Genomic DNA, 24,667 nt, shown 5'->3' with positions numbered 1-24,667 from the left:
TCTGTTTCAGATTGTTAGTTTGTTTTTATTTTGTAGAAATCATGACATCATTTTCTAGCAAATGTAAAATCCCAAGTCCCTTTATCAGTCTTAACGCTAATTTCTTTGACATACCGACAAAACGATGGAATAATGCGAAACTCATAACTATTGCCAAATCCTAGTTTTCTATCAATCCTACTGATCCCACCACAATCCCCACGATTGATTTTTGTGCTCAATATAGTGATACTATCAACATTTGAAATGATGCTTATCCAATAAAGATGACTCCTAGGAACTATTTCAATCTTTATTGGTGGTTTTTCACTAGCACTACACTCTACAAAAAACACAGCAAACCCAAAAATGACTACTAATACCAAGCCCGCTTTTTTATAACCCGCCACTAACACCCTCTTATTGTAAGTTTTCTCAAATGGATTGAGTATAGTAGACTTAGACTTAGCTTAGGCGATCTCTAAAAAAATTTAGAGATCAAAGGCGGTAGGGTTTTAAAAAGCGTCTTAGTGTTAACAAATCCTAGGCAATAATTCGCCCTCTGGCATCTCTAAAATCCTTTCAAAACCCCATGCGTTCTTTAAAACCACGCTAGGATAGGGGTTTTCAAACACTTTGCCAATCACGCAAGCGTTTTTGGCTTTCTCGTTACTTTTTAAAATTTCTAAGGCTTTAGGGGCGTCTTTTTGATTGAGCGCTAAAACAAACACCCCCTCATTGGCTAGCGTGTAGGGTTCTAGCCCTAAAATCTCGCAAATCCCTTTAGTTTCTTCTTTTAAAGGGATTTTTTCTTCTTCTATAACAATTTTCACTCTGGAGCTGTTCGCCCATTCATTCAATACGCTCGCTAAACCGCCCCTAGTCGCATCTCTTAAAGCATCAATTTTGAGATCGCTTAAAAATAGGGGTTTTAATAAGGGATAGAGCAGTTGGCAATCGCTTTCTAGATTGGTTTTGAGCTTGATTTCATGACGCATTGCAAACAGGCTTGCCCCATGATTGGCGATAGTGTCGCTTAGGATAATGGCTTGCCCTTGTTGTAAATGGCGCGAAGAAATCCCTGGCTTGATGATTTTGCCAATACAGGTTGTGTTGATGAAAAGCTTATCCACGCTCCCCTTTGGCACGACTTTAGTGTCTAGGGAGAGGAGTTTTAAGTTGGCTTTAAACAATTCTTTTTGTATGGATTGTAAAATTTGTTTTAAAAGAGGGATTTCTAAGCCTTCTTCTAAAATAAAACCCATATTCAAATACAAAGGTTCGCCCCCTTGCACGCTCACGTCATTCGCGCTCCCGCAAACGCAAAGCTTGCCTATATCGCCTCCATTAAAAATTAAGGGCGTGATGACAAAACTATCCGTGCTCACGCAATATTCCCCACTAGCTTCAAATTTAGGGGCGTCTTCACCAAACGCAACAATAAATTCTTTTAAATAGGGCATAAAGATCTGCTCAATTAAAGCGTTTGTTTCTTTCCCTCCGTTCCCACATGCTAGAGTTACGCTGTCCATTTTTATCCTTTTTTGATGATTGTAGGGTTGAAATACGCCATTAAGGCTTGACCGATAGGGATACTGCTGTCATTAGGGGGGAAATGCTTGTGGAAAAAATACTGCCTTTTTAGCCCCCTCAATCGTTTGGCTAATTGTTCGCACAATAATTGATTACAAAACACGCCCCCACTGCACACCACCACATGCCCTTTAAAAGGCGCAATCAAAGCGGCAATGATTTCTACTAAGCTGTTAAAAAATTTCTTAGCGATGCGTTTGGGTTCTAAAACGCCCAAATCCTTTTCAAACGCTTGATAAAATTCCTTCAAACCCACCACGCTGTTTTTGATTTCAAAAGGGTAAAAAGCGATCTCATCGCTTTGTAGGGCTAGATTTTCTAAAACCTGTCCGCTCTCGGCTTCAAAACTAATCGTCCCCACTAAATCCAAACTAAACGCTACTATATCAAACAAACGCCCTATGGAATTGGTGGCGACGCTTTGAATTTTTTTGTCATGCATTTGTTGGAAAATTTCTAATTCGTCTTTTTTAAAATGCTTTTGAACACGCCTTAAAAGCTTGTTGAGTTGGTGCTTTAAAGCGATTTCTAAAACCAGGCGTTTAGGCTCTTTGATCGCTTTTTCCCCCCCTAAAAGCAGAAATTCTTCAAACCTGGCTATCTCTTCAATGCGTTCAAAATCCCCCACAAAACACTCCGCCCCATAAATCTTATTTTCATAAGCCCCACTCCCATCCCAGATGATGCCTATAAAAGGGTTGTTTAAATGCGGGTCTTGCAATAATGCGTCTAAAACGCTCGCTAAAAAGTGGGCATGGTGGTGCTGGACTTGCAACAAGGGCGCATTAAAACCATAAGCCATTTGAGTGGTGGTGTAGTTTTGATGCTTATCGCAAGCTAAGATGGTGGGTTTAAAATCATAGGTTTTTAAGAAAAAATTCAAAGTTTCTTTAAAGTGCTTTTCATTTTCTAAAACGCTCAAATCCCCACAAAAAGGCGAGAGTAACAAGGTAGAAGTTCCACTATCCAATAAGCTAAAATGCCCTTTTTGCTCCGCTCCAAGCGCTAAAATCTTTTTTTGCGAATCATTAGAGCGTTTAGGCAAAGTGAGATAAAGGGGGGCAAACCCCCTAGCCAAACGCATGGGGCGAATGATATTATCCACGCGCTGCACAATGCTATCATCAATCCTGTGGATGATGGCGCGATTGTGCGTGAGCTTAAAATCAAAAATGAAACTCAAGGCGTCAATCTCAGTCTCATCACTCGCTAAAGGGAGGGAGCTGAAATTCGCGCTCGTGAACACAATAGGGAAATCCAATAAATCTAATAATAAAGCATGCAAAGGGGTATAGGGTAAGATGACGCCATAAAAGGGGGAGTTTTTAGCGATATTAGAGGCTAATTGCGTGTTAGGTTTTTTACGCGCTAAAAGAATGGGGGTGCTTGTGGAATTTAAGCTTTCGCATTCTAATGCACTCAAAAACGCATGCTGTTTGGCTGTGTTTAGATCTTTAAACATGAGCGCGAAAGGTTTTAGGGGGCGGTTTTTTAAAAGCCGTAATCTTTCTATGGTTTGAAAATTCCTCGCATCGCACAAGAGGGCAAAGCCTCCCAAACCTTTAAGAGCGATGATTTTACCTTTTTGAATGTCTTTAGCGCATTCTAAAAGAGCGTCATCATTCTTGAATCGCTTGTAATTGAGCGCGATACCGCACTTTTTGCAGCTGATGCCTTGAATGTGGAAGCGCTTATTGGTGGGGTCTTGATAAATAGAAGCGCAAAAATCACAGAGTTTGAAAGGTTTTAAGGCGGAATTTTCTCTGTCATAGGGCATGGCGTTTAAAAGGCTGTATCTCGCCCCGCATTTCGCGCAAGAATTGAAAGCGTAATAAAAATAGGGGGAGTTTTTATCTCTAATCTCGCGCAAGCAATCCTCACACACGCCTAAATCTTTAGGGATTTGACTGAGCAAATTTAAGGGGTGGTTCTTGCTTTCTAAAATCCTAAAATCATTGAAATGAAGCGCCTTATCATAGGGGCTAATAATGATTTTTTCCACCAACGCTAAAGGGGGTAATCCTTTTTTTAGGGCGTTTAAAAAAGACTCTGTTTTGTGAGCGGGTAAGACAATCTCTAAAGCCACTTGGGTGTTACGCACAAAGCCTACAAGCCCTAATTTTTGAGCCAGGGTATAAACAAAAGGGCGCATGCCCACGCCCTGAACCACGCCAAAAAGCGTGATTTTATTCAATAAAGCTGCATCGTTACACAATGCAAACTCCCATGCTGTTTGATTAGAGTGTTGCAATCAACCCCTATCACTTCTAAGGGCGTGTGTTGTTTTAAGGTTTCTAAAATGAGCGCGTCTTTAGGGTCGTTGTAAGTGGGGACGATTAAAGCGTTATTGCACAATAAAAAATTCACATAAGTCGCTGGCAAGCGTTGTTGGTTTGCATCATAAATGGCTTTGGGGATTTCTAGGGGGATGAGTTTATAAGGCGTGCCGTCTAGTTTTTTAAAGGTTTTTAATTCTTCTTGCATTTTTTTTAAGGCTGTGTAATGCTCATCGTTTTCATCTTCGCATGCGCTATAAACAATGGTGTCTTTATTTAAAAAACGAGCGAGCGTGTCGGTATGGCTATCCGTATCATCGCCTTTTAAATAGCCATAAGAATACCACAGCACTTGTTTAGCCCCTAATTCCTTTTTAAGCATGTTTTCTATTCCATTTTGATTCAAATGGGGGTTACGATTTTTTTCTAGCAGGCATTGGGTGTTGGTTAAAATGCTCCCAGCCCCATCGCTTTCTATGCTCCCGCCCTCTAAAACATAGGGCATCGTTTTTAAAGGGTGTTTTAAAAACCCTAAACTTTTGAGTTTGAAATTCACCTGATTGTCTAAATTGGACGGGTATTTTAACCCCCAGCCATTAAAACCAAAATCCAAGCACTCTAAAACGCCATGATTTTCAATACTGATCGCTCCAAAATCCCTAGCCCATGTGTCGTTAGTGTCAATCCTTGCGATCTCTACACCGGGTAAATCTTTAAGCGTCTCATAACCGATAGTGTCGTTAGCATGGACGCACACTAACACTTTAGCGTGTTGGGCTATGGTTTGAATGATGTTTAAAAAACTTTCCCTAGCCTCTTTGATGCAATACGCCCAGTCGCCAAACTCATGGGGGAAAGCCATTAGAATCGCTTGGATTTTTTCAAACTCCGCTAACATTCTTTTCATTCAAAATATCCTTTTAAATAACTATAACACAATCTCATTCAAATAGCGTTTTTAAAACAAATTCAAACGCTTTTTAGCGGTTTGAAAATATTCTTTTTCGGATTCTATACCGATAAAATTCCGTTCTAAATTTTTGCACGCTAAACCGGTGGTGCCGCTCCCCATGAAAGGATCCAGCACGATGTCATTAGGGTTTGTGTGGATGGAAATGATTTTTTCCATTAAAGCTAAGCTTTTTTGCGTGGGGTGTTTGACTCTTTCAAGCCCGCTCACCACAGGGCTTTTTAAGATCAAAGGCCGTAAATATTTTTCATTTTTGGGTTTATTAAACACCCACTTGGCTTTCTTTTTAACCGCCCACAGGGCAAATTCCGTGTCTTGGACATAGCGCCGGTGGATGTTTCTTGGCATGGGATTAGTTTTAACCCATTGGATGAAGTCTTTGACTACAAAGCCGTTTTCTTCTAAAAAATCAGCGATATAGCTTATAAACCTGTAAGAGCAAAAAATCACCATGCAGCCGTTTGGATTGACTAAGGGGGCGTAGCGCTTGATCCATTCTAAAAGCTTGAAATTTTTATCCCATTCCCCAAAATCTATGCCTTGCCTTTTAGCGCTCTTTAGGGTGGAAAAATTGTTTTTAACCGAAATGTTGTAAGGAGGGTCTGTGATGATCGCATCCACTTTTAAATTTTGCTGGTAAAAATCCTTGATGATTTCAAAAGCGTTAGCGTGATGGATTTGTATCATTTCTTGCGCTTTTTAAGATCGCTTTGCCTAAAGCTAGGGCTAGAAGAGGAGGCACAGCGTTACCGATTTGCTTACAAACGCTCGTTTTATTGCCATAAAAGATATAATTATCGCTAAAACTTTGTATCCTAGCGGCTTCTCTGGGCGTGATAGAGCGGTGCAATTCAGGGTGGGAGTTGGTGCCATTGCTTGGAGTGTCAAATCGTGTGTCTATGGTGGGGCTTACTTTATTCCAATTCAAACGCCCCCATGTGCTTTTGAATTGCTGTTTGCCATGCAAGTTTTTAGGCAAACATTCTTTGCCTTGCTCTTTATTAATAAGCTTTAATTTCTCTAAAGCGGCTTGCGAGTGGTTGGTGGCCTGGTGGTTGTATAATTTAGGGCTATCCTTTCGCATCAAGGCTTGATAGCTTGATTGGATAGGGTTTAAATAATCGCTTTCAAACGCCCCCTCATTAGAACAAAGATAGGCTAAATCGCTTATCGCATCTTGAACATTCACGCTTTGAGAAGGTTCTAAAAGATTAAAATCAAAACTAAAACGACTAGCCCCCACAATAAAAGCCCTCTCTCTGTTTTGAGGCACGCCATAATCTTTAGCGTTTAGGATCTGATAGCTTAATTGATACCCTAAAGCATTCAATCTTTCTTTAATTTCTTCTAAAAAATAGCCTTTAGCGCAAGAGATGAGGTTTTTCACATTTTCAATGATAAAAATTTCTGGTTTTAAGGCTTTTACTATCTCTATATATTCTAAGAATAAAAAATTCCTAGGGTCTTTTAGCCCTAAATTTTTCCCTTTATTAGAAAAGCCTTGACAGGGAGGCCCGCCAATGATCATGTTGATTTCTAATGTTTGGGCTAGTTTGATGACTTTTTCTTTAATTTCAATTTGAGTGATGTCCCCACAAATACCTATAGCGTTTTTATGGTTGTTTTCAAAAGTGGTTAGGGCTTGTTTATCGCAATCTAGTCCTATTAAAGCATCAAACTCTTTTAAACACTCCAACCCAGCGCTAAAACCCCCAGCCCCACAAAATAAATCTAAAATTTTATAATTCATTTCAAGCTTTCATAAATACAATTAATGAGCGTTGGAAAATCATCGGTTTCAAAACGCAATTGCGCAAACTCTAAGTTGTCTTTGTTGCGTTTTAAAATCTTTCCAATCAAGCGTTTTTGAAACCCTTCTGCGCTAGCCCCCTTTTTTAAAGCCCTATGACAAGTAGGGCAAAGTTTAGCGAGATTTTCTAAAACATCTAATTCTTTATTTTTGCCTAAAGAAATCACATGGTGTATTTCAGTATAGTAGGAATCAGATCTTTGAGTGATTTGATATAAAGGTAAAGAAAGAAAACTTCTTTCTTTAATGTCATAATCATCACAGCATGCACTGCAAACATTAGGCGTTGAAATACGATAAAAATTGATGATTTTGCTATCTCGTTTAAACTCCTCACTCTTTTGAATCCATCCTAACTGTTCCCTTAATCTTTCAATGCTTTTATCATCTAAATCCTGTTGATAAATATTTTTCAAATAAAAATGAGCGCGTTCTGTAAAGCCATTACCATGATACTTTGTTGTTGGCGGATAGTTTAATTTATAATAAATACCATCATAAATAAGGGTAGTTTTAAAAACATGATGAGCGATTCGCGCTTTATAGGGGTTAAACAGACCGATATGGTATAAATACCAATCCAAATAAATCCTGAATTGAGCGTTTCGTTGGTTAATGCCTTGCACATGTTCATGCTGTAATTCCCTAAAATTAAAATTCAGCGCTTCGCTAGGGATAGTGAAAAGATCGATTAAATAATGGAACTTGTTAAATTCTAAAGGGCTATGAAAGAAGTAATCTGAAGTTAAAAAATTTCGTTGCGTATCAATGCTGCCCCTGCTTTCAAAAAAACCGCTTAAAAAGCGTTTTTGATTGAGAGTCATTAAATTCATTAAATTAGAGCGGTTAAAAAAGTCGTTGTCTATGAGCGAGTTTAAAAGTTTCTTGTAAAAAGCGTTTTCGTCTAAATGCAAGTCGTTTTCTAAAATAAAAACAAAAGTTCCTTTGATTTTTGTAACGCTCTCTTGATTGGATTGCCAAATTGGATGCACGCTTAAAGTATTGAGAGCGTTTAAAACCTGCACTTTGCTTTCTTCATAGCCATGGACAAATTTTGAAGACTTGTAAGAACACACCCCATAAATACAACCATTTTTAATTTGGAAACGGCTCAACAACACCCCTAAATTAAAGGGGTCAATATTGTCATTTAAAAAGTGAGAAACAAGCAACAATAACCTTTCATTTTTTAAAGGATTATAAAATAACGCTCATTAGTTTTTGTTTAAAGGTTTTATCATACTGCTAATGCTACCAACAGAGCATGATTTAAAAAAATTTCAATCTAAACTCTCATCAAAGAGCTTTAAGTTAAAAGACTTACGATATTGAATAAGTGCATAATTGGATTTCTTGGGAGTGTCATTTAAATTTTTAAACACATCATAGGGTTTTTAGCATTCAAAAATAGGTTTGCAAAAGAATACAATCATATCAATTAACATAGTGAGTTTTTTGACTCCATTTAAAAGAACACAAATTTAGGTATAAAGAAAACTTGTATCAAGTTTTATTGGAGTTATCTTGACCTGATACAATTTTAAAAAACAAGGAAATCATAAAAATTTTGAGAAACAAACAAGTCTTTTGTTATTGTTTCAAGCTTGTTTTTGCAAGCTTGGATAGCCAAATCGGAATTATCAATGCCTATAAATTTTCGTTGCAATAAAAACGCAGATTTTAAGGTTGTTCCAGAACCACAAAAACAATCTAAAACAATACTATCTTTATTAGAAGAGGTTTTAATGATTAAGTCTAATAATTGAGCGTTTTTTTCTGTAGGGTAGCTTGGATATTGTGGGTCTTTAAATTCCCAGATGTCTTGGACTCTTTTGCCAACTTGTTCTAAGGCATAAATTTTTTTTCTAGGGTTATTATTGTTAGAATACTCAATCAAACCTTCTTTATCCCAACGCTCAAGTGTGGCAATATCAGTGCGCCAATGCCGCCCTTTTGGAGGTAGCATACCTTTAAATGCTTTAGAACATTCGCCACTTTCCACTTCTCCTGGAGCATGTATTGGAACGGTAGTGTAACGCCTTTTGTCTTTGTCAATTTTAGGGAATCGTTTTTCTAAATCTTGTGGCGTATAAGGGATCTTAGGTTCGTTAAAAATGGGATTTTTTCCTTTAGAGTAAAATAAAATCATATCTTTTATGTTGCCATAGCCCATCCTTTTAAAATTTTTAGGATTGCACTTTATGCGTGTGATTTCATTTCTAAAATTTTGTATGCCAAATATTTCATCTAACATCACCTTAACATAATGCCCTATCTTACAATCTGTATGCACATAGATAGAGCCTTGTTCTGAAAGCAATTCTTTAAGCAATACCAGGCGTTGTTTTAAAAATTCTATAAAATCCATACCCACTACTTTGTCACTATAAGCAATATCGCCATTCTTAGAATTGCTAATTGTGGTTGCTCTGCCATTTGTGATAGTAAAATGATTGTTTGTAGCAAATGGAGGGTCAATATATATCAAATCTATTTTTCCTTTTAGGTTTTTATCATTTAATAAAAAAAGTAGAGCGATTGCATTTTCTGCTTGTATCAATAAGTTTTGCATTTCTCTCATTTAAATTTGATATAAAAATTCTCGTAGCACTAACGCGCTCATAATATTATAGTTTTTATAAGTAGTATCTAGCAATTTACGCATTTTATTATTGCTTTCAATATATAATACGCCATCTAAAATAGCCACTTTAATTGCTTTGATGTTGGGCGCTTCAATTGTGCTAATAGTGTCGTTAAATTGAGCGTTTTGGTGTCCTCCAAAATCAGTTAAAAATTTGGCTTCGCCAATAATATACTTTTTGTTAAACCTTGCCACAAAGTCTAGCCCTTTATGATGGTGATAATTTAAATGAGATTTGGCAAATTCTGCCATGATATTATCGCTTGCTCTTAAAATGGCATCGTTTTCATTCGCTATAAAATCATTTAAATCTACAGGCTCAACACCTAAAGATTTATTATTGATCCAATCTTTAAACATAGGACCGATTTGGCGGTTTGTTTCTTTTGGTTCACTGCATTTTTCAAAAATTTTATTAAGCCCCATTTCATACAATCTCCCACAAATACGATTGATTGTTCTTGGATTGCGTTCTAAGGCACTTTTATCCCGTTTTAAATAAGCCATATAACTATCTTTAATAGGGAATAAATCTAAATTAAGCAGTTCAGTTATTAAGGCTAAATTGTCTTTTGTTTAAAATGATATTCAACATTAGACCAAATTTTTGAATCAATTTCTCTCAAACCTTCTGGAATTGTAGGATATACTTGAAACAAGTCATCCAAATAGGAGCGTTGATTAGCGTATTCTATGCTTAGCTTTGTCCAATAATTCACCAATTTAACCTTTTTGAAAATAGTTTCACTGCGTGGATTGTAACAAAAATATTGCTTAAATTTCTAAAAACAATTTTAGGATAAGAAGTGTTTTTGATTGAAAAATAAGTTGTTAAAGTTCGCTATTTTATCAAATAAATACAACCATTTTTAATTTGAAAACGGCTCAACAACACCCCTAAATTAAAGGGGTCAATAGCATTTAAAAAGCGAGAAACAAGCAACAATAACCTTTCATTTTTTAAAAGGATTATAAAATAACGCTCATTAGTTTTTGTTTAAAGGTTTTAGAATTGATTATCTCATCATAGAGTATCGTCACTCAAATTTTGCCCTAGCCCCAGAAAATAAAGAAATATAAGTTAAGGTTTGATTAAAGAGCATAAGGGGGATTTAAAGATTGGATCAAACTCATTTGAAGCGCCTCAACGCCTCAAGCTCTCAATTTCTTTAAGCATGGTTTCAAAAGCCTCTTTAGTGCCTGCTCGCACGCTAGAAAACAAACTAAACACCACAATAGCTACGCTCGCTGCAATAAAGCCCGGAACGATTTCATAAATATCCAAAAAGCTTTTGCCAAATTTATCGTATAAAATCACCGTGCTAGCCCCAGAGAGCATGCCAGCAATCGCGCCAATGCGTGTCATTCTTGACCAAAAAAGTGAAAACAAAATCACAGAGCCAAAACTCGCGCCAAAACCAGCCCATGCGTAACTCACGATACTGAGAATGCTAGCGTTTCTATCCGTTGAAATGAAAAAAGCGATGCAAGCCACCCCTAAAACCGAAAGCCTAGAAATAACCATCACTAATTTTTGCGGGGCGTTTTTATTGAAAATCGTCGCATAGAAATCTTCAGCAATGGTAGAAGAGCTTACAAGCAGTTGCGAACTGGCCGTGCTCATCACCGCCGCTAAAATCGCACTCAACAAAATGCCTGTGATCCAAGGGTTAAAGAGCAATTGACTCATCACAATGAAAATCTTTTCAGGATCTTGTAAGCTCAAATCAAATTTATGCACATACGCAACGCCTAAAAGCCCCATAACGCATGCCCCAATCAAAGAAATAACCATCCAAGAAATCCCAATAGTGGTCGCTTTAGGCACATCTCTAATGGAGCGGATAGACATGAAACGCACTAAAATATGGGGTTGCCCAAAATAACCCAAGCCCCAAGCGAGGCTTGAAATAATAGCGACTACGCTAGAGCCTTGCAAGAAAGAAAGGTTTTCAGGCTTGATCTCTCTAATGATTTTAATCCCCTCTCCAATCCCACCAAGATGGATTGTCATAACGATCGGCACCACGATTAAAGCGCTCATCATCAAAAGCCCTTGAATCAAATCCGTCCAGCACACCGCCTTATACCCTCCTAAAAAGGTGTAAGAAACAATGATCAGCGTGCCAATGCTTAAAGCGTAGTTGTATTGAATGCCAAAGGTCGCTTCAAAGAGTTTAGCCCCACTCACTAGCCCTGAAGAAATGTAAAAAATAAAAAAGATTAAAATCACAAAAGCTGAAATCAAGCGCAAGATGTGTTTGTCATCGCTAAAGCGCGTTTCAAAATAATCTGAAATGGTGATGGAATTAGCGATCACGCTCGTATAAATGCGTAAGCGTTTGGCCACAAAAACCCAGTTGATGAGCGCTCCTAAACTCAACCCTATGGCGATGTGCGAGTTGATTAAGCCTCCCACATATAAAGCTCCCGGTAATCCCATTAAAAGCCACCCGCTCATATCACTCGCCCCCGCGCTCAAAGCGCTAATCACAGGGCCCATAGAGCGATCGCCTAAGAAATAATCTTCAGTCGTTTCATTTTGTTTGTAAAAATAAAAACCAATATAGAGCATTAACAGCGAATAAACGACAAACATCGTAACAATAGGGGTGCTTAAAACAACATGTCCCATTTTGATCTCCTTATTTAATACAATATTTATTTGTCAGCACAACATGAATTGCGGCAAGGGTGTTGCCTTAAAACCCTTGAGCCTAAATTCCCGTAACGATGATACGAAATGCTAACCGATCGCTCCAAGTGGTAATACAGCAATTCAAAACGCCCGTTCAAGCAGGGTTTAGCCGTGGCTAAAACCATCCCTAGAACGCTCGCTTGTTCGTGCAATAAATCCAAATCGCTTTTTAAATAACGGACACGATTGAAAGCATGCAATTTTTCGCTAAATTTTTGCAAGCTTTCATAAACGATAGGGGCGTTTGCTCGGAGCGTTTTTAAGCATTCTAAAAAAAAGGTTAAATCCTTGTTCGTTCGTTCGTTTTCTATACTGAGCGTTAAAGGGATTTGAGAAATGAGACATGCCAAAGCCACGCCCAACATATCGCTTAAGGTGTCCTTTTCGGTGATGCGATAGCCCACGCTTTTAACTTTAGTATAGGAAAAAAGGTTGTCTTCGCCTCTGATTTTGACATAGTCTCTAGCTTGGCTGAATTCATGCTTGTAATGATAAGCGTAGCTCTTTGCCATAAAAATCGCGCGCTTCAACTCATGCGTGTGTTCGTCATAGCCTTTTTGAGTTAAGTTTTCTAAGGCTTCGCTTAAGGGGTTTTTTAAGGCGTGTTCATCTTCTTCTTCTTGATGGATATTCACAAATTGCGTGATATAGTTGAAAATGCCTACTTTCCTCCCAAACCCCACAGCGGATTTTTTAACCCCCCCAAAAGGCTGGCGCAAAACGATCGCTCCTGTGGTGGGTTTGTTGATATAGATATTACCGGCTTCAATGCGTTCTAAATAATATTCCCACTCCCTTTCGTCCAAAGACTCTAACGCACTAGTCAGCCCGTAACCGGTAGAATTGACTATTTCTATCGCTTCGTCTAAATCTTTTGCTTTCATCACGGATAAAATGGGCGTAAAAAGCTCAGTTTGGTGCGTGAAATCGCCTTTTTTAGTGCCGTATTTGATGCTTGGCTTCATCAAATAGGGGTTATCATCAACAAAGCTTGCTGGGATTTCGTAATTTTCATAGCTTTTCAATTCATCTATGGCTTTGATGACTTTTTCATTAGGTTTGTCCGCTAGAGCGCCAATTTTGTTTTTGAAATCAAAAGGATCGCCCACGCTAAGGCTTAGAGTCGCATCTATTAGAGTCTTTTTAAAGTTTTCATCTTCATAGACTTCTTTTTCTAACACTAAAAGCGAAGTGGCAGAACATTTTTGCCCCGAATTGCTGAAAGCTGAATGGATGACATTTTTAATCGCTTGATCCCTGTCTGCCATTTTGCTCACAATGGTGGCGTTTTTACCGCCCGTTTCAGCGCTCAAGGCTAGAGTGGGGTTAGCTTCTAGCATTTTATAAGCGGTGTCTTCGCCCCCAGTTAAAATGGCAAATTGGATGCTTTCATCTTTTAAAAGGTGTTCGCTAATATCGCTCCCTTTAGAGGGCAAGTAAATGAGCGCATCTCTAGGCACGCCCGCATCCCAAAAGCACTCACAAAGCTTATAGCCGGTTACGCTAGACAAACTTGAGGGCTTGTAAATCACCCGATTGCCAGCGGCTAGGGGGGCAGCGATAGTGCCTACAGAAATGCCCACAGGGAAATTCCATGGAGCGATAACCACGCCCACGCCTTTAGGGGTGAATTGCGTTTTTGTGTTTTGCTCTTGTAACACCCTTAAGCTATAAGGGTAAAACTCTAAAAAGTCAATGGCTTCGCTCACTTCAGCGTCCGTTTCAGCGAAAGTTTTACCCACTTCTAAAGCGGAAATCCCTACTAAATCGCCTCTCCTTTCTCTAAAAAGTTGGGCGGTTTGACTCAATAAAGCATGGATTTCTGTGAAGCTTTTTTGACTGAAATGACTCTTATCGCTTTTAGCCACTTCTAGGGCTTTTAAAATCGCTTCTTTATCCGCTAAATGCACGCTGGCGATTTTTTTATGATGGATTTTATCAAAGACTTCTAAAGGGGTTAGATTAGGATCTTCAAACCTCCCATCTATTTCTGGGTAAAGCTCTAAAATAGGGGCGTTATGCATTTTCTCGCGCACTTTTTTAGCCCATTCTCGGTTGGCTTTTAAAATAAAATCGGTATCGCTTTCGTTTTTAAAGGAGTGGTTTGGGTAAGTGGTATGCCCAGTTTGTTTGGCGTTCCTATCTTGAGTCCTGTGGGTGGCATTGTCTAAAGTAGCGATTCCTTTAAGGCTGTTTAAAAAGCGTTGCTCTTGGTCTTTCCATTCGCTCGTGCCTACTTTGAGATTGAAGAAAGCCTTCATGAAATTATCGCTTGAGGTGTTTTCATCTAACCTCCTCACCAAGTAAGCGATCGCATTGTTAAAATGCGCTTCATCGCACACCGGTGCATAAAGAATGAGTTTGTGCATCTCTTTTAATTCCTGGCTCGCTTGCAAGCTCATGCCCTCTAGCATTTCAAAGCTAAAATGCTCCAACACAACAGGGTCGTTAAGGGCATGGATGCGCGTATAAACGTAAGCGATTTCAAAAATATTATGGCTCGCTGCACCGATATGAATGTATTTATAATTATCGCCCTCTAAAACAAAATCTAACATTTTATTGTAATTAGAATCGGTGTCTTGTTTACTAGAAAATGTGGGTAACGCCCAGTCTTTCATAGAAGCGATAGTCTCTTCGCTCTCCATGTTCGCTCCCTTAACAAAGCGGATTTTAATGGGCTTTAACCCTTTTAAAACCCTTTCTTTAGAAAAAGCATGCAGTTTTTTCAAATACTCATAAGAATCAGGGATATAAGCTTGCAACACAATACCGGCGTTCAAATCAAATTTAGCGATAGACTCCATAAACGATTCCACCGTAAGCTCTAAATCCCTAAATTCCTCCATATCCAAGTTGATGAATTTAGGCATGCCTTGCTTTTTTTCTTCTTCTAAAGCTAGAGCGTAAAGAGCGTCTAAGCGTTTGACAATCTCTTTTTTAGAGTATTCAAAATCAAGGATATTGATTTGAGAAAAAATCGTCGTGATTTTAATGGAAATGTATTGGATGTAGTTGGATTTTAGGGCTTGAGAGTATTTTTCAAAACGCGCATTAGCTTCTTCTTCGCCCAAAACTTCCTCGCCGATAAAATTCACATTCAAAATGATTTTTTCATTTTTTCTTTTTAAAATCCGCTCTTTTAATTGACTCTCTTCTTGATCCAAGACCATCGCTTTCGTGTCGCTTCTGATTTTATTGACAAAGAAAGGCACGCTCATATCAGGGAGCATTTTCCCAAAGCTTAAAAACCCCATTAAAAGCAATTTTTCAAACGGAGAAAAAATCTCACGGCTTTTGTATTTGTCTAAAACATGCTCAATCATTTCAAAGCGGGCTTTATTATCCAAGCATCTAAAACTCCGATCCATAAGCTCTATGAGCATGACTTTGTTTTCAGGGTTGTTTAAAAGCTTTTGCATTTTAGAGTGGAACGCTTTTTCTTGCTCGCTCAAATGGTTGCTGATACTATCTTGCAGTTTTTTAGCTAATTCTAGTGAATCGTCAATGATTTTTTGCATGAGCTTACCTTTTATTTAAGAATTTGGCTTGATTGTAGCATGTTTTAAGCGGGTTTTTTAAGCGGTCATTTTTAATAATGCTTTTTAATTTGTGATTGTTCTCATACTAAATGAATTTAATTATTAAAATTGATTTTTTTAAAAGTGGTAATTATTTACCGCTTAAGACAAAAATTAGAGGAGTTTTTTATCGTTTAAAAAGTTCATTTACTTTTCGTTTAAAAATGAATTTTATCATTCTCGCCGTGTAATTTAAAAGCTTCAAACCAATGAAACGATTTTGAATTAAACGGATTGACAAAAATTTTACAAAACAAAGGATATAAAATGAAAACAATTAAAAATGGTATTATGATCGGCACACTCGGCGCGTTGTTATTGAGCGGTTGCTCTAGCTTTGATGCTCAGCGTTTCGCTTGTCTCCCTAAAGACCATTCTTCAAAAGACGCTTCCACCAAAAAAGAAGCGCAATACATGCCTAAGGGCTTTTTTGACCCTTATTCTTCTAACTTAAACCACTGGGATTCTACATTCTAGGGGTTTGTTAGAGGGGGCAAAAAAAAAGGGGGGGGAAAATAAAGCTCATTTTGAGTTTTCTCAAATTACAATAACAACCTTTTTAACACTGATATAATATAAAAAAGGAGATATTCTTATGAGTGGTGTTCATATTGTAGAAAATACGAATAATGAGAAAATAGAAAAACCAAATATTTCAAATCCCACTGCTTCCACCCCCCAATAATAATGAAGAGCTTTTAAAAACTATTACAGATCTTAAAGATCGCATTCAAAAATTAGAAGATCTTAAATTAGAAGACTTTGAACCCCTTAGAAAACTCTCTCATTTTATAGGCTCTTTCTTTCCGCTTGGAAAATCTTCTAACGACACCCAAGAAAACCCAAAAGACGCTTTAGAATTCACGAATTTCCACGAGAAATACACCAAGCCGACTGAAGCCACCGAGCTAGTTGAAACAAATCAAAAGCTGACAGCAGAAAAAGAAAGGCTAACCAATCAGCTTAACGCATCACAAAAGCAAGTGAAAGCGTTAGAACAATCTCAGCAAGTTTTACAAAATGAAAAAGCCGATCTGACCAACGAAAACACCAAGCTAAAAACAGAAAAAACAGAGCTGACTGAAAAAATTAAAGCGCTAGCCATAGAAAGAGATAAGCTTATCGCATCGCACCAAGAAAAAGCCGATCTTGACTTACACAACAGGCGTTTAGCGAGCGCAAACCAGGATTTAAAACGCCAAAACAGAAAATTAGAAGAAGAGAACATGGCGCTCAAAGAGAGGGTTGATGGCTTGAAAGAGCAACCCTAAAAACAACCAAAACCATAATTAAAGGAGAAATATCATGGTAACACCCTTACAGAGTTTAAGACTGCCTATTAGCCACCCGTTAGTAGAGATTTTGTGCGAGCTGTCTTTAAACAATAAAGCCGCATTCAATGAAGAAGCTCCGATTAATTTCAAAAAAGAAGTGTTAGAAGAAGAGAAAATCAAGTTCAAGCAAGCGTTAATAGCACTTCATGCGATTGTCAATAATGAGGCTTCTTTAAGGTATCTTTCTGATGAGAATCAAAAATTCATAGAGGATTTAGCGCAAGCTAAAAAGATCGCTAATGAGCAAATAGAAAAAACCTTAGAGATCGTTTCTTATAGCGATGTGGATGTGGATTTTGAATCGTTTAAAGAAATGATGCTTAATGTGGATAACATAGCGGTAGGCCTTAAGAGTTATTCTCAAAGCTAATTGCTTGATTTAAATGGAGGGCATTGGGATTTAGAGGCGCCTGGCTTGTCTAAAGAAAGCGTAACCTTTAGGTTTGATAATTTAGACTCTAGCGGCAAAGAAATGAACTTCTATGCGCGCTCAAGTTTGAAGGATTTAAACAAGGGCGTTGTCGCTATTGACTTTGGGACTAAAAGCACGACTGCAGCCTATATGGATAACAACGGAAAATATCGCTTGCTCTCTATTGGCGGGCTAGTAGATGACGCAAGCCCTACAAAGTTTGAAAACCCTACGATCGTGGAGTTCAGACACAAAGAAAAGTTTCTTAAAGATTACAACGCTTTAGATCACCGCCCTTTCACAGAAAAGAACGATATAGAAGTGGCGCAAGAAGCCCAAAAAAACGCTGCAGGCGTTAAAGGCAATGATTTGTATCGGTTTTTTTCTCAATTGAAGCAATGGGCTGGAGCGGATGAAAAACGGAATTTTAGGGATTTAGAAGAGGATTTTTCTTTAGAAAGCTTCACTAATTGCACGGGTTTTAACCCCATAGAAATCTACGCTTACTACATCGGCCACTGCATCAACAACATGGAAAATGGCGTGTTTTTGAAATACTTTTTATCCTACCCCATCAAGTATGAAAAGCATCAGGCTGAAAAAATCAGAGAGAGTTTTGAAAAAGGCTTGAAAAAATCCTTACCCAGGCATGTTTTTGACGATGAAAAAACGGCTAAAATGTTCAAAGTGGAACTAAGAGCGAGCGAGCCTTGCGCGTATGCCATTAGCGCTTTAAAAAGCTATGGGTTTTTTAAATCAGAGAAGTTAGACAAGCCGGTTTATTACGGGGTGTTTGATTTTGGGGGCGGGACGACGGATTTTGACTTTGGCAAATGGGAAAAAAGCGCTAGCCCTAAATTCTTTTTACAAAATGACGCATTTTAGCAGCGGAGGGGATAAATATTTAGGCGGTGAAAATTTATTGGAATTGTTGGCTTTTGAAGCGTATGCAAAAAATTTTCAAACGCTGAAATCAAAAGACATTGTCATCGCTAAGCCCAACTATGACAGGATCGATACGCAACGCTTTGGATCGTTTATGCAAAACTCCAGGGAAGCACACTTGAATTTGCAAGAGATCGCTTCTAAATTACGCCCTTTTTTAGAAAATCTAGACGCTGATATTATAGAAGCGATAGAAGAAAATGAAAACTTTGAGATAGAAAATTTTGAAAAGGATCTTAAAACCCAGCTGTTGGATAGGAATGGGGTAGAAACAGAATGCGATCTCCAAGTTGATTGCAAAGAGCTTTTAAGCCTTTTAAAAGGCAAGATCAATGAAAGCGTTGCCAACTTCTTTGCCGGATTTTCTAAAGTGATGGCTGAAAACATTGATGATCAGTGTCGGGCGTTTCATATTTTCTTAGGCGGGAATGCGAGCAAATCGGTGTTGGTCAAACAAGCGTTTGAAAACGCCAAAGAAAAGCAGCTCAAAGATTACCAGCAAAAGACTTCTAAAGATGATTTCACATTCATTCTTTATGAGCCGCTAGGCACAGAAGCCTCAGACAAACAGATTTTAGAGCTTACAGGAGAAGATGTCTCTAACACGCCCGCTTATTTGAAGCCCACTTGCAAAACCGGGGTGGCTTTTGGGCTTTTAGAGAGCAGGGACAAGGCTCAAGGGATTGAAAGACCCTCTATAAGCTCCAACCCTGTGTTTAAATACGATTTGGGTATTGAGATAGAGGGGAAATTCCACGCTAAAATCCATAGGGATTCTTTAAAGCCTAATGAATACCAGATTTTCCAAACTAAAGAGGAATGGGGAGGCTTTGATGAGTTAGAGATACGCTATAGCGACAAAGCCCTAGCCAATACCAACACTCTAAACATTAAAGATACGCAAATGATTTCCATAGCGTTAGAAGAGGTTGAAGAAGTGGATGTGAAAGTGTGTTGCGTGGATTCCCAAAGCATTAAAGTGGGGCTGTTTAAAGACGACCAATTGATCTATGAAAGCGAGGTAGAAAAATTATGATGACTAAGAACGCTTATGCGTTTGTCGTGATTGAAAAAAGCATTATGGTGTTTAAATGCGCCAAAGACAAGGGGCTAATCCCTATCACGGAAGGCTTTGCGCCTTTAAAAGAGGGCTTTTTGAAAAATTTTAAAGAGCGTTGCAATGTGGAATTTTTAGAAAATTTAGACCTTTTGTTTTTGTATGACTACCCGTTTTCAAGCGAGGTTTTTTCCTTGTGTAAGGAGTTGAAAAATTCCATTTGGGACAGAAAGCTTGTGGTAGCGTTAGTGGAGGCTTTGGAGAGTTTTAAGGGTTTGAATTTGTCTCTTAAAATAGAAGACAGGTATTCTAATAGCCTGGGTAATGGCGCCAAAAAATTGCTCACCAACGCTGATTTAGGGAGCAACCACAAAACGATCGTGATAGACAGCATGAAAACATACCACCAAAGCCAGCAAGAAAAATACAAAAGAGAAAGAGGCGAAACGCTAGAGGTTCGCCCCACAACACCCCCTAGCTATGGGGGTGGGAGCATTAGAATCAGCGGCGATAAAAAGCCTGATTCCAATGAAGAAAATTTTTAAAAGAAAGGATAACCGATGAGCAAAGTGCAAATGGATACCGAAGAGGTCAGGGAATTTGTAGGGCATTTAGAACGCTTTAAAGAGTTACTAAGAGAGGAAGTGAACAGCTTGAGCGGCAATTTCCATAATTTAGAATCATGGCAAGACGCTAGGAGGGATAAATTTAGCGAGGTGGTGGATAACTTGAAAGGCACTTTCAATGAATTTGATGAGGCCGCACAAGAGCAAATCGCATGGCTTAAAGAGAGGATTAGGGTTTTAGAGCAAGATTATTAAGGGGTGGTTTATGGCTGAATGGAAAACGGACACAGAAGAAGTCAAAAAGGTTGTTGAAAAATGCAGGGATTTTAAAAGATCCTTGCAAGAAGAAAAATGCAGTCCATTTATCAAAAACCTTGATAGTTACGCGCTAAAAATCATAGTAGAGTGCAGAAAAATTGAAATGCAATTGGAAAAAGCCATAGGAAAATTAAACGCAGCCAGAAAAAAGCGAAGTGGTTTTTGGGGATCTGTTTTAGATTTTTGTGGAGGTGTTTGTGATGCAGTCTCAACTATTTTCCCTCCTGCTAAATTAGGCGCTGAAGCTTGTGAAAAGGGCTTAAACCTTATGGAAGACAATATAGAAAAATGGGAACACAATGTAAGGTTATTAGAACAAGTGCTTGAAATCTACTCCACTCAAGCCAAAGCGAGCGTGGAGCTTGTGGAGGGGGCTTGGGAGAGCGTTAAAAAGAGGTTGCATTTTTATACCGATAAACACCAGGAATTTATCAGGCGTTTGAAACAAGCGAGCGATGCGATAGATAATGAATACAACTTTCCAACCCCAGGCGTTTTAATGGAATACGATTTTGAACGGCCTACTTTCTCTTATAGCCCTAAAAAAAGCGTTTTTAATGAGCGCTTGAAGGATTTGAGGGAAGATTTTAGCGCTTCTTTATACGCTGATTTGAAAAACAGAATTAACGCTTCTTCTAATCCAGATCGCGCTAAAGCGTCTAAAGAGCATGGATTGGATTTGATGAGCGTTGATTTTGAGAGCTTGACTTTAGCCAAAAATCGTTGCGTTAAAAATTGTAAGAAAGCCTTACAAGATTTTGCAGAAAAAATCAAAGAATCCCCCAACGATTTGAACGCTGTGAATGAAGCTTTTGATAATTTAGAAACAGAGTTGGAGCACGCCACAGAAAATTTGAGCCAAAAAATAGCGCCCATCTTAGAACGGAATGAAAATTATACGCAAAAAGCGTTGGAGTATAGAGAGTTTTTAGAAAAAGAAAAAGAGGGCTTTATTGTAGATGAGCAAAACCCCTACCCTGATGAGATCAGATTCAATGATTTGCGTTTAGCGGAATTTGATAGCGTTTTTAGTGCCATTGCGCCTTTAGAGAATTTAGATAAAACCGCATGCGCTCATCATGCCCTAAAGGCTTTACAAGCCGCGCTTAAAGACAACGATTTGGGCTTTGATGCGGCAGAGTTGGAACAGATCGCAAAAGGATTCATTCCTAGGGGCTATTTGTGGCATTTTGACGCGAATGTTTTAGGGAATGTGGCGTTGGTGAGAGAAGAGTTATTATTAGGCGTGAAATACACGAAAGGATATTCACTATGGACAGAATTTCTACAGAAACAGAATTGAATTGGGAATTTGTAGAGCCGCTCAATGAAAATGCGTTGAGCGATCTAGAAGAGCGGTTGAAAATAGGCTTTAGCGATGCGTTTAAGGACTTTGTCAAACGATCAAACTATGGTTTTAGCCAATGGCGATCTTTTATGGTGGGCAATAAATCTTACACATTCAAACATGTTTTGAATTTCAATTTAGAGGGCTTGTTTGTTGATTTCATGCAAAGCTTGAAAGAATGGTTAGAGCCTGAAGAAATCATCTTTGCTAATGACGGGTATGGGGGGTATTATCTTTTGAATACGGCTAGTGATGTGGTGCTGTTTTTAGACACTGATGATGGCTCAAAACATGCGCTGTTGCACCTTAAAATGTTTTTAAAAAAATTAGAATCAAGGGGTTAAAATGTTTTCTCATAAAGTTTATTTGGAGGGTTGCACCCTTGAATTAAGAAAGATTTGCGATGATTTTATAGAAAATGCCATGCAAGATGATTTAGGGCAGAAAATCAGAGATGAGGTGTTAGAGGACATGCTAAAAATCGCGCATGATTTAGAAAATTTAGAGCAAGACACGCAATACCAAAGAAGAAGAATTGACGAGCAAATTGAAGAAGCCAAGAGCTTGATGAAGAAAATTGATAGGAATTTCCATTCACAGAGCGAAATTGATAAGCTTGTGCGTGAAGCTAAAGATCATGAAAAAGAAGCCAATAGACACTATGATGAATACTTGAAATCTAAGGATAAAGAATGATTGGAATCAATACCTTGTTGCAAAAACTGGATGATGCCCTAGATAAAGTTGTCCATCAAAAAGAGAGTTTTCTCAAGCCGATCGTTTCAGAAATAGAGGAATATCAAAAGAATATCAGGCAAATCCAAGCGCAATTCACAGACGCGCCGCAATTCAATGAAACGAAAGCTTACCCCCAATTTTTAAGCTGTGGTTTATTGGAAATTAAAGGCAAAAATGGCACTAATACAGATTTTTGCTTGCCTAAAGTTTATCCTTTCCCCCCTAAAAGCTTGTATATCGAGCATGAAAAAGACGGGCAGTTTTTAAGAGAAATGCTCATGCGCTTGCTATCTAGCGCGCCTTTAGTGCAATTAGAAGTGATCTTAGTTGATGCACTGAGCCTAGGGGGCATTTTCAATTTGGCGCGACGGCTTTTGGACAAGGGCAATGATTTTATTTACCAACAAAGGATTTTAACCGAAAGCAACGAAATAGAAGAAGCCCTAAAGCATTTGTATGAATATTTAAAGGTTAATTTGCAAGAAAAATTGGCCGGCTTTAGAGATTTTGCGCATTATAATGAAAACGCCAAAGACCGCTTGCCTTTAAAAGCACTTTTTTTAAGCGGGGTAGATGCTTTGAGTAAAGACGCGCTTTATTATTTGGAAAAAATCATGCGTTTTGGCTCTAAAAATGGGGTTTTGAGTTTTGTCAATTTGGAGAGCGAAAAAAACAATCAATCCGCAGAAGATTTGAAACGCTATGCGGAGTTTTTTAAAGATACGACAAGTTTTGAACGCTTTAAATACCTTAATGTAGAAATCATCAATGATCATGGTATCCAATCCCAACACATGAAAGACTTCGCTGATAAAATTAAAGCGTATTACGAGAAAAAGAAAGTAGTCAAAAGCGAGTTGAAAGCCTTACAAAAAGACGAAGAATTTTGGACTAAAAGTTCTCAGTCTAAAGTGTCTGTGCCGGTGGGGTGGGATATTAACCATAAGGAAGTGTGTTTTGAAATCGGTAACGAACAAAACCACACGCTCATTTGCGGGCGCAGCGGGAGCGGGAAATCCAATTTCTTGCATGTGTTGATCCAAAATCTAGCCTTCTACTACGCGCCCAATGAAGTCCAACTTTTTTTGTTAGACTATAAAGAGGGGGTGGAATTTAACGCGTATGTAGCAGATCCCGCTTTAGAGCATGCAAGGTTGGTGAGCGTGGCGAGTTCGGTCCCTTATGGCATCACTTTCTTGAAATGGCTTTGCGATGAAATGGAAAAAAGAGCCGATCGGTTCAAGCAGTTTAAGGTGAAAGATTTAAGCGATTACCGAAAGCATGAAAAAATGCCCAGACTGATTGTAGTGATTGATGAATTTCAGGTGCTTTTTAGCGATAATAAATCCACTAAAGCGGTGGAGGGGCATTTAAACACCCTGCTTAAAAAGGGCTGCAGCTATGGGGTGCATTTAGTTTTAGCCACTCAAACCATGCGCGGTTCTGACATTGATTCAAGCTTTAAGGCTCAAATCGCTAACCGCATCGCTTTGCCTATGGATGCAGAAGACAGCAGTAGTGTTTTGGGCGATGATGCGGCTTGTGATCTTGTCAGGCCAGAAGGCATTTTCAACAACAACGGAGGGCATAGAAAATACCACACCAAGATGAGTATCCCTAAAGCCCCCGATGATTTCAAATCTTTTCTCACAAAAATACACGCTGAATTTAACCAAAGAAACCTAGCACCCATAGATCGTAAAATCTATAATGGCGAGACGGCTTTAAAAATGCCCAACATCCTTAAGGCTAATGAAATGCGTTTGCATCTGGGCAAAGAAGTGGATTATGAGCAAAAGGATCTGATAGTGGAGTTTGAAAACAACGAATCGCATTTGTTGGTGGTGAGCCAAGATTTAAACGCTCGCATCGCTTTAATGAAACTCTTGTTCCAAAACATTAAGAGCACGAACAAAGAATTGGTTTTTTGCAATAAAGAAAAACGCTTGATAAGGTCTTTTGATGCACAAAAAGAATACGGCATCACGCCTGTAGAAAATATTTTAAGCGTTTTAGACACCGCTATGAATCCTAATAGCGCACTTGTGATAGACAATCTCAACGAAGCGAAAGAATTGCACGACAAAGTAGGGGCGGAAAAGTTAAAATCGTTTTTAGAAAAAGCCACAGACAACGAGCAGTATTGCGTCATTTTTGTGCATGACTTTAGGCAAATTAAAACTAATTACCATTTTGACAAGTTAAAAGATTTGTTAAACCACCACTTCAAGCAATGCCTAGCCTTTAAGTGCAATGGGGAAAACTTAAACGCTCTCAAAATCGGTTTACCTTCACAAAGCGAACTCAACGCGCTCTTCAGAGAGCTTTCTAAAGACAGCGTTACTGAGTTCAGGCCCTTCAGCTTATAGGGTCAAAAAAGGGGGGGTTAAAAAAAGGG

18 protein-coding genes and 3 pseudogenes are annotated in these 24,667 nt (G+C 38.5%); 9 read left to right on the top strand and 12 right to left on the bottom strand.

Translation table 11 applies throughout. The features are described 5' to 3' along the window. Positions 1-47 precede the first annotated feature (47 nt). From EWZ81_RS06195 to EWZ81_RS06140, 12 genes and pseudogenes are all read right to left on the bottom strand, one after another. Positions 48-389 (bottom strand): hypothetical protein, encoded by a 342-nt coding sequence (locus EWZ81_RS06195; RefSeq protein ID WP_341846698.1) that lies wholly within the window; start codon positions 387-389, stop codon positions 48-50. A 123-nt stretch (positions 390-512) separates the two neighbouring features. After that, positions 513-1,511: a hydrogenase expression/formation protein HypE gene (gene hypE / locus EWZ81_RS06190; protein WP_165549373.1), complete on the bottom strand. Its 999-nt coding sequence runs from the start codon at positions 1,509-1,511 to the stop codon at positions 513-515. A 2-nt stretch (positions 1,512-1,513) separates the two neighbouring features. Beyond that, the gene (gene hypF, locus EWZ81_RS06185; protein ID WP_165549387.1) at positions 1,514-3,766 is read right to left on the bottom strand and encodes a carbamoyltransferase HypF; all 2,253 of its coding nucleotides are present in this window, start codon (positions 3,764-3,766) and stop codon (positions 1,514-1,516) included. Beyond that, complete coding sequence (locus EWZ81_RS06180) at positions 3,763-4,755, bottom strand: agmatine deiminase family protein (RefSeq protein ID WP_147741792.1); 993 nt, start codon at positions 4,753-4,755, stop codon at positions 3,763-3,765. The genes hypF and EWZ81_RS06180 overlap by 4 nt, the downstream gene beginning before the upstream one ends. Positions 4,756-4,806: 51 nt before the next feature. Beyond that, positions 4,807-5,505 (bottom strand): DNA-methyltransferase, encoded by a 699-nt coding sequence (locus tag EWZ81_RS06175; protein ID WP_165549372.1) that lies wholly within the window; start codon positions 5,503-5,505, stop codon positions 4,807-4,809. After that, complete coding sequence (locus EWZ81_RS06170; RefSeq protein WP_165549371.1) at positions 5,483-6,568, bottom strand: DNA cytosine methyltransferase; 1,086 nt, start codon at positions 6,566-6,568, stop codon at positions 5,483-5,485. Before EWZ81_RS06170 ends, EWZ81_RS06175 begins: the two co-directional genes overlap by 23 nt. Beyond that, positions 6,565-7,800, bottom strand: coding sequence for an HNH endonuclease signature motif containing protein (locus EWZ81_RS06165; RefSeq protein WP_165549370.1), 1,236 nt, complete (start codon positions 7,798-7,800; stop codon positions 6,565-6,567). The genes EWZ81_RS06170 and EWZ81_RS06165 overlap by 4 nt, the downstream gene beginning before the upstream one ends. A gap of 368 nt (positions 7,801-8,168) precedes the next feature. Next, positions 8,169-9,200, bottom strand: a complete 1,032-nt coding sequence (locus tag EWZ81_RS06160) for a site-specific DNA-methyltransferase (protein ID WP_001879721.1) — start codon at positions 9,198-9,200, stop codon at positions 8,169-8,171. 9 nt (positions 9,201-9,209) lie between these two features. Beyond that, a pseudogene (locus EWZ81_RS06155) lies at positions 9,210-9,991 on the bottom strand (restriction endonuclease). 134 nt (positions 9,992-10,125) lie between these two features. Then, positions 10,126-10,215, bottom strand: a pseudogene (locus EWZ81_RS08690) (DNA cytosine methyltransferase); the annotation flags it as partial. A 201-nt stretch (positions 10,216-10,416) separates the two neighbouring features. Then, positions 10,417-11,907: a sodium/proline symporter PutP gene (gene putP, locus EWZ81_RS06145; protein WP_165549368.1), complete on the bottom strand. Its 1,491-nt coding sequence runs from the start codon at positions 11,905-11,907 to the stop codon at positions 10,417-10,419. A 26-nt stretch (positions 11,908-11,933) separates the two neighbouring features. Further along, on the bottom strand, positions 11,934-15,491 hold the full coding sequence (locus tag EWZ81_RS06140; protein WP_165549367.1) for a bifunctional proline dehydrogenase/L-glutamate gamma-semialdehyde dehydrogenase: 3,558 nt from the start codon (positions 15,489-15,491) through the stop codon (positions 11,934-11,936). Positions 15,492-15,818: 327 nt separating this feature from the next. On the opposite strand from EWZ81_RS06140, the gene EWZ81_RS06135 reads away from it, so the two are divergent. From EWZ81_RS06135 to EWZ81_RS06090, 9 genes and pseudogenes are all read left to right on the top strand, one after another. Then, positions 15,819-16,028: a hypothetical protein gene (locus EWZ81_RS06135; protein ID WP_000848998.1), complete on the top strand. Its 210-nt coding sequence runs from the start codon at positions 15,819-15,821 to the stop codon at positions 16,026-16,028. Between the two features lie 506 nt (positions 16,029-16,534). Continuing rightward, positions 16,535-16,822, top strand: a complete 288-nt coding sequence (locus EWZ81_RS06130) for a hypothetical protein (protein WP_341846697.1) — start codon at positions 16,535-16,537, stop codon at positions 16,820-16,822. Positions 16,823-16,856: 34 nt separating this feature from the next. Then, positions 16,857-19,278: pseudogene (locus EWZ81_RS06120) on the top strand (hypothetical protein). Beyond that, positions 19,275-19,844: a hypothetical protein gene (locus tag EWZ81_RS06115; RefSeq protein ID WP_165549365.1), complete on the top strand. Its 570-nt coding sequence runs from the start codon at positions 19,275-19,277 to the stop codon at positions 19,842-19,844. Before EWZ81_RS06120 ends, EWZ81_RS06115 begins: the two are co-directional and overlap by 4 nt. Positions 19,845-19,859: 15 nt before the next feature. Then, a complete protein-coding gene (locus EWZ81_RS06110) occupies positions 19,860-20,120 on the top strand; it encodes a type VII secretion protein (protein WP_165549364.1) in 261 nt (86 codons plus the stop codon). A 10-nt stretch (positions 20,121-20,130) separates the two neighbouring features. After that, on the top strand, positions 20,131-21,486 hold the full coding sequence (locus EWZ81_RS06105; protein WP_165549363.1) for an HNH endonuclease: 1,356 nt from the start codon (positions 20,131-20,133) through the stop codon (positions 21,484-21,486). After that, entirely contained in the window at positions 21,456-21,875 is a 420-nt protein-coding gene (locus EWZ81_RS06100) for an SMI1/KNR4 family protein (protein ID WP_165549362.1), read from the top strand. Before EWZ81_RS06105 ends, EWZ81_RS06100 begins: the two co-directional genes overlap by 31 nt. 1 nt (position 21,876) lies before the next feature. Further along, a complete protein-coding gene (locus tag EWZ81_RS06095; protein WP_165549361.1) occupies positions 21,877-22,227 on the top strand; it encodes a hypothetical protein in 351 nt (116 codons plus the stop codon). Further along, positions 22,224-24,638 carry an FtsK/SpoIIIE domain-containing protein gene (locus EWZ81_RS06090; RefSeq protein ID WP_165549360.1) on the top strand — a complete coding sequence of 805 codons (2,415 nt, stop codon included), beginning with the start codon at positions 22,224-22,226 and terminating at the stop codon, positions 24,636-24,638. The genes EWZ81_RS06095 and EWZ81_RS06090 overlap by 4 nt, the downstream gene beginning before the upstream one ends. The last annotated feature ends 29 nt before the right edge of the window (positions 24,639-24,667 follow it).

It is taken from the genome of Helicobacter pylori (genome assembly GCF_011140715.1).
Lineage (GTDB): Bacteria > Campylobacterota > Campylobacteria > Campylobacterales > Helicobacteraceae > Helicobacter > Helicobacter pylori_DA.
Note: the sequence above shows the minus strand (reverse complement) of the source record. Positions and strands in the feature narration are given on the sequence as shown.

Excerpts from the sequence above, each read along its gene's own strand:
- hypE (WP_165549373.1), bottom strand. The coding sequence starts at position 1,511 with ATGGACAGCGTAACTCTAGCATGTGGGAACGGAGGGAAAGAAACAAAC.
- EWZ81_RS06180 (WP_147741792.1), bottom strand. The coding sequence starts at position 4,755 with ATGAAAAGAATGTTAGCGGAGTTTGAAAAAATCCAAGCGATTCTAATG.
- EWZ81_RS06175 (WP_165549372.1), bottom strand. The coding sequence starts at position 5,505 with ATGATACAAATCCATCACGCTAACGCTTTTGAAATCATCAAGGATTTT.
- EWZ81_RS06170 (WP_165549371.1), bottom strand. The coding sequence starts at position 6,568 with ATGAATTATAAAATTTTAGATTTATTTTGTGGGGCTGGGGGTTTTAGC.
- EWZ81_RS06160 (WP_001879721.1), bottom strand. The coding sequence starts at position 9,200 with ATGCAAAACTTATTGATACAAGCAGAAAATGCAATCGCTCTACTTTTT.
- putP (WP_165549368.1), bottom strand. The coding sequence starts at position 11,907 with ATGGGACATGTTGTTTTAAGCACCCCTATTGTTACGATGTTTGTCGTT.
- EWZ81_RS06140 (WP_165549367.1), bottom strand. The coding sequence starts at position 15,491 with ATGCAAAAAATCATTGACGATTCACTAGAATTAGCTAAAAAACTGCAA.
- EWZ81_RS06135 (WP_000848998.1), top strand. The coding sequence starts at position 15,819 with ATGAAAACAATTAAAAATGGTATTATGATCGGCACACTCGGCGCGTTG.
- EWZ81_RS06115 (WP_165549365.1), top strand. The coding sequence starts at position 19,275 with ATGATGACTAAGAACGCTTATGCGTTTGTCGTGATTGAAAAAAGCATT.
- EWZ81_RS06110 (WP_165549364.1), top strand. The coding sequence starts at position 19,860 with ATGAGCAAAGTGCAAATGGATACCGAAGAGGTCAGGGAATTTGTAGGG.
- EWZ81_RS06105 (WP_165549363.1), top strand. The coding sequence starts at position 20,131 with ATGGCTGAATGGAAAACGGACACAGAAGAAGTCAAAAAGGTTGTTGAA.
- EWZ81_RS06100 (WP_165549362.1), top strand. The coding sequence starts at position 21,456 with ATGGACAGAATTTCTACAGAAACAGAATTGAATTGGGAATTTGTAGAG.
- EWZ81_RS06095 (WP_165549361.1), top strand. The coding sequence starts at position 21,877 with ATGTTTTCTCATAAAGTTTATTTGGAGGGTTGCACCCTTGAATTAAGA.
- EWZ81_RS06090 (WP_165549360.1), top strand. The coding sequence starts at position 22,224 with ATGATTGGAATCAATACCTTGTTGCAAAAACTGGATGATGCCCTAGAT.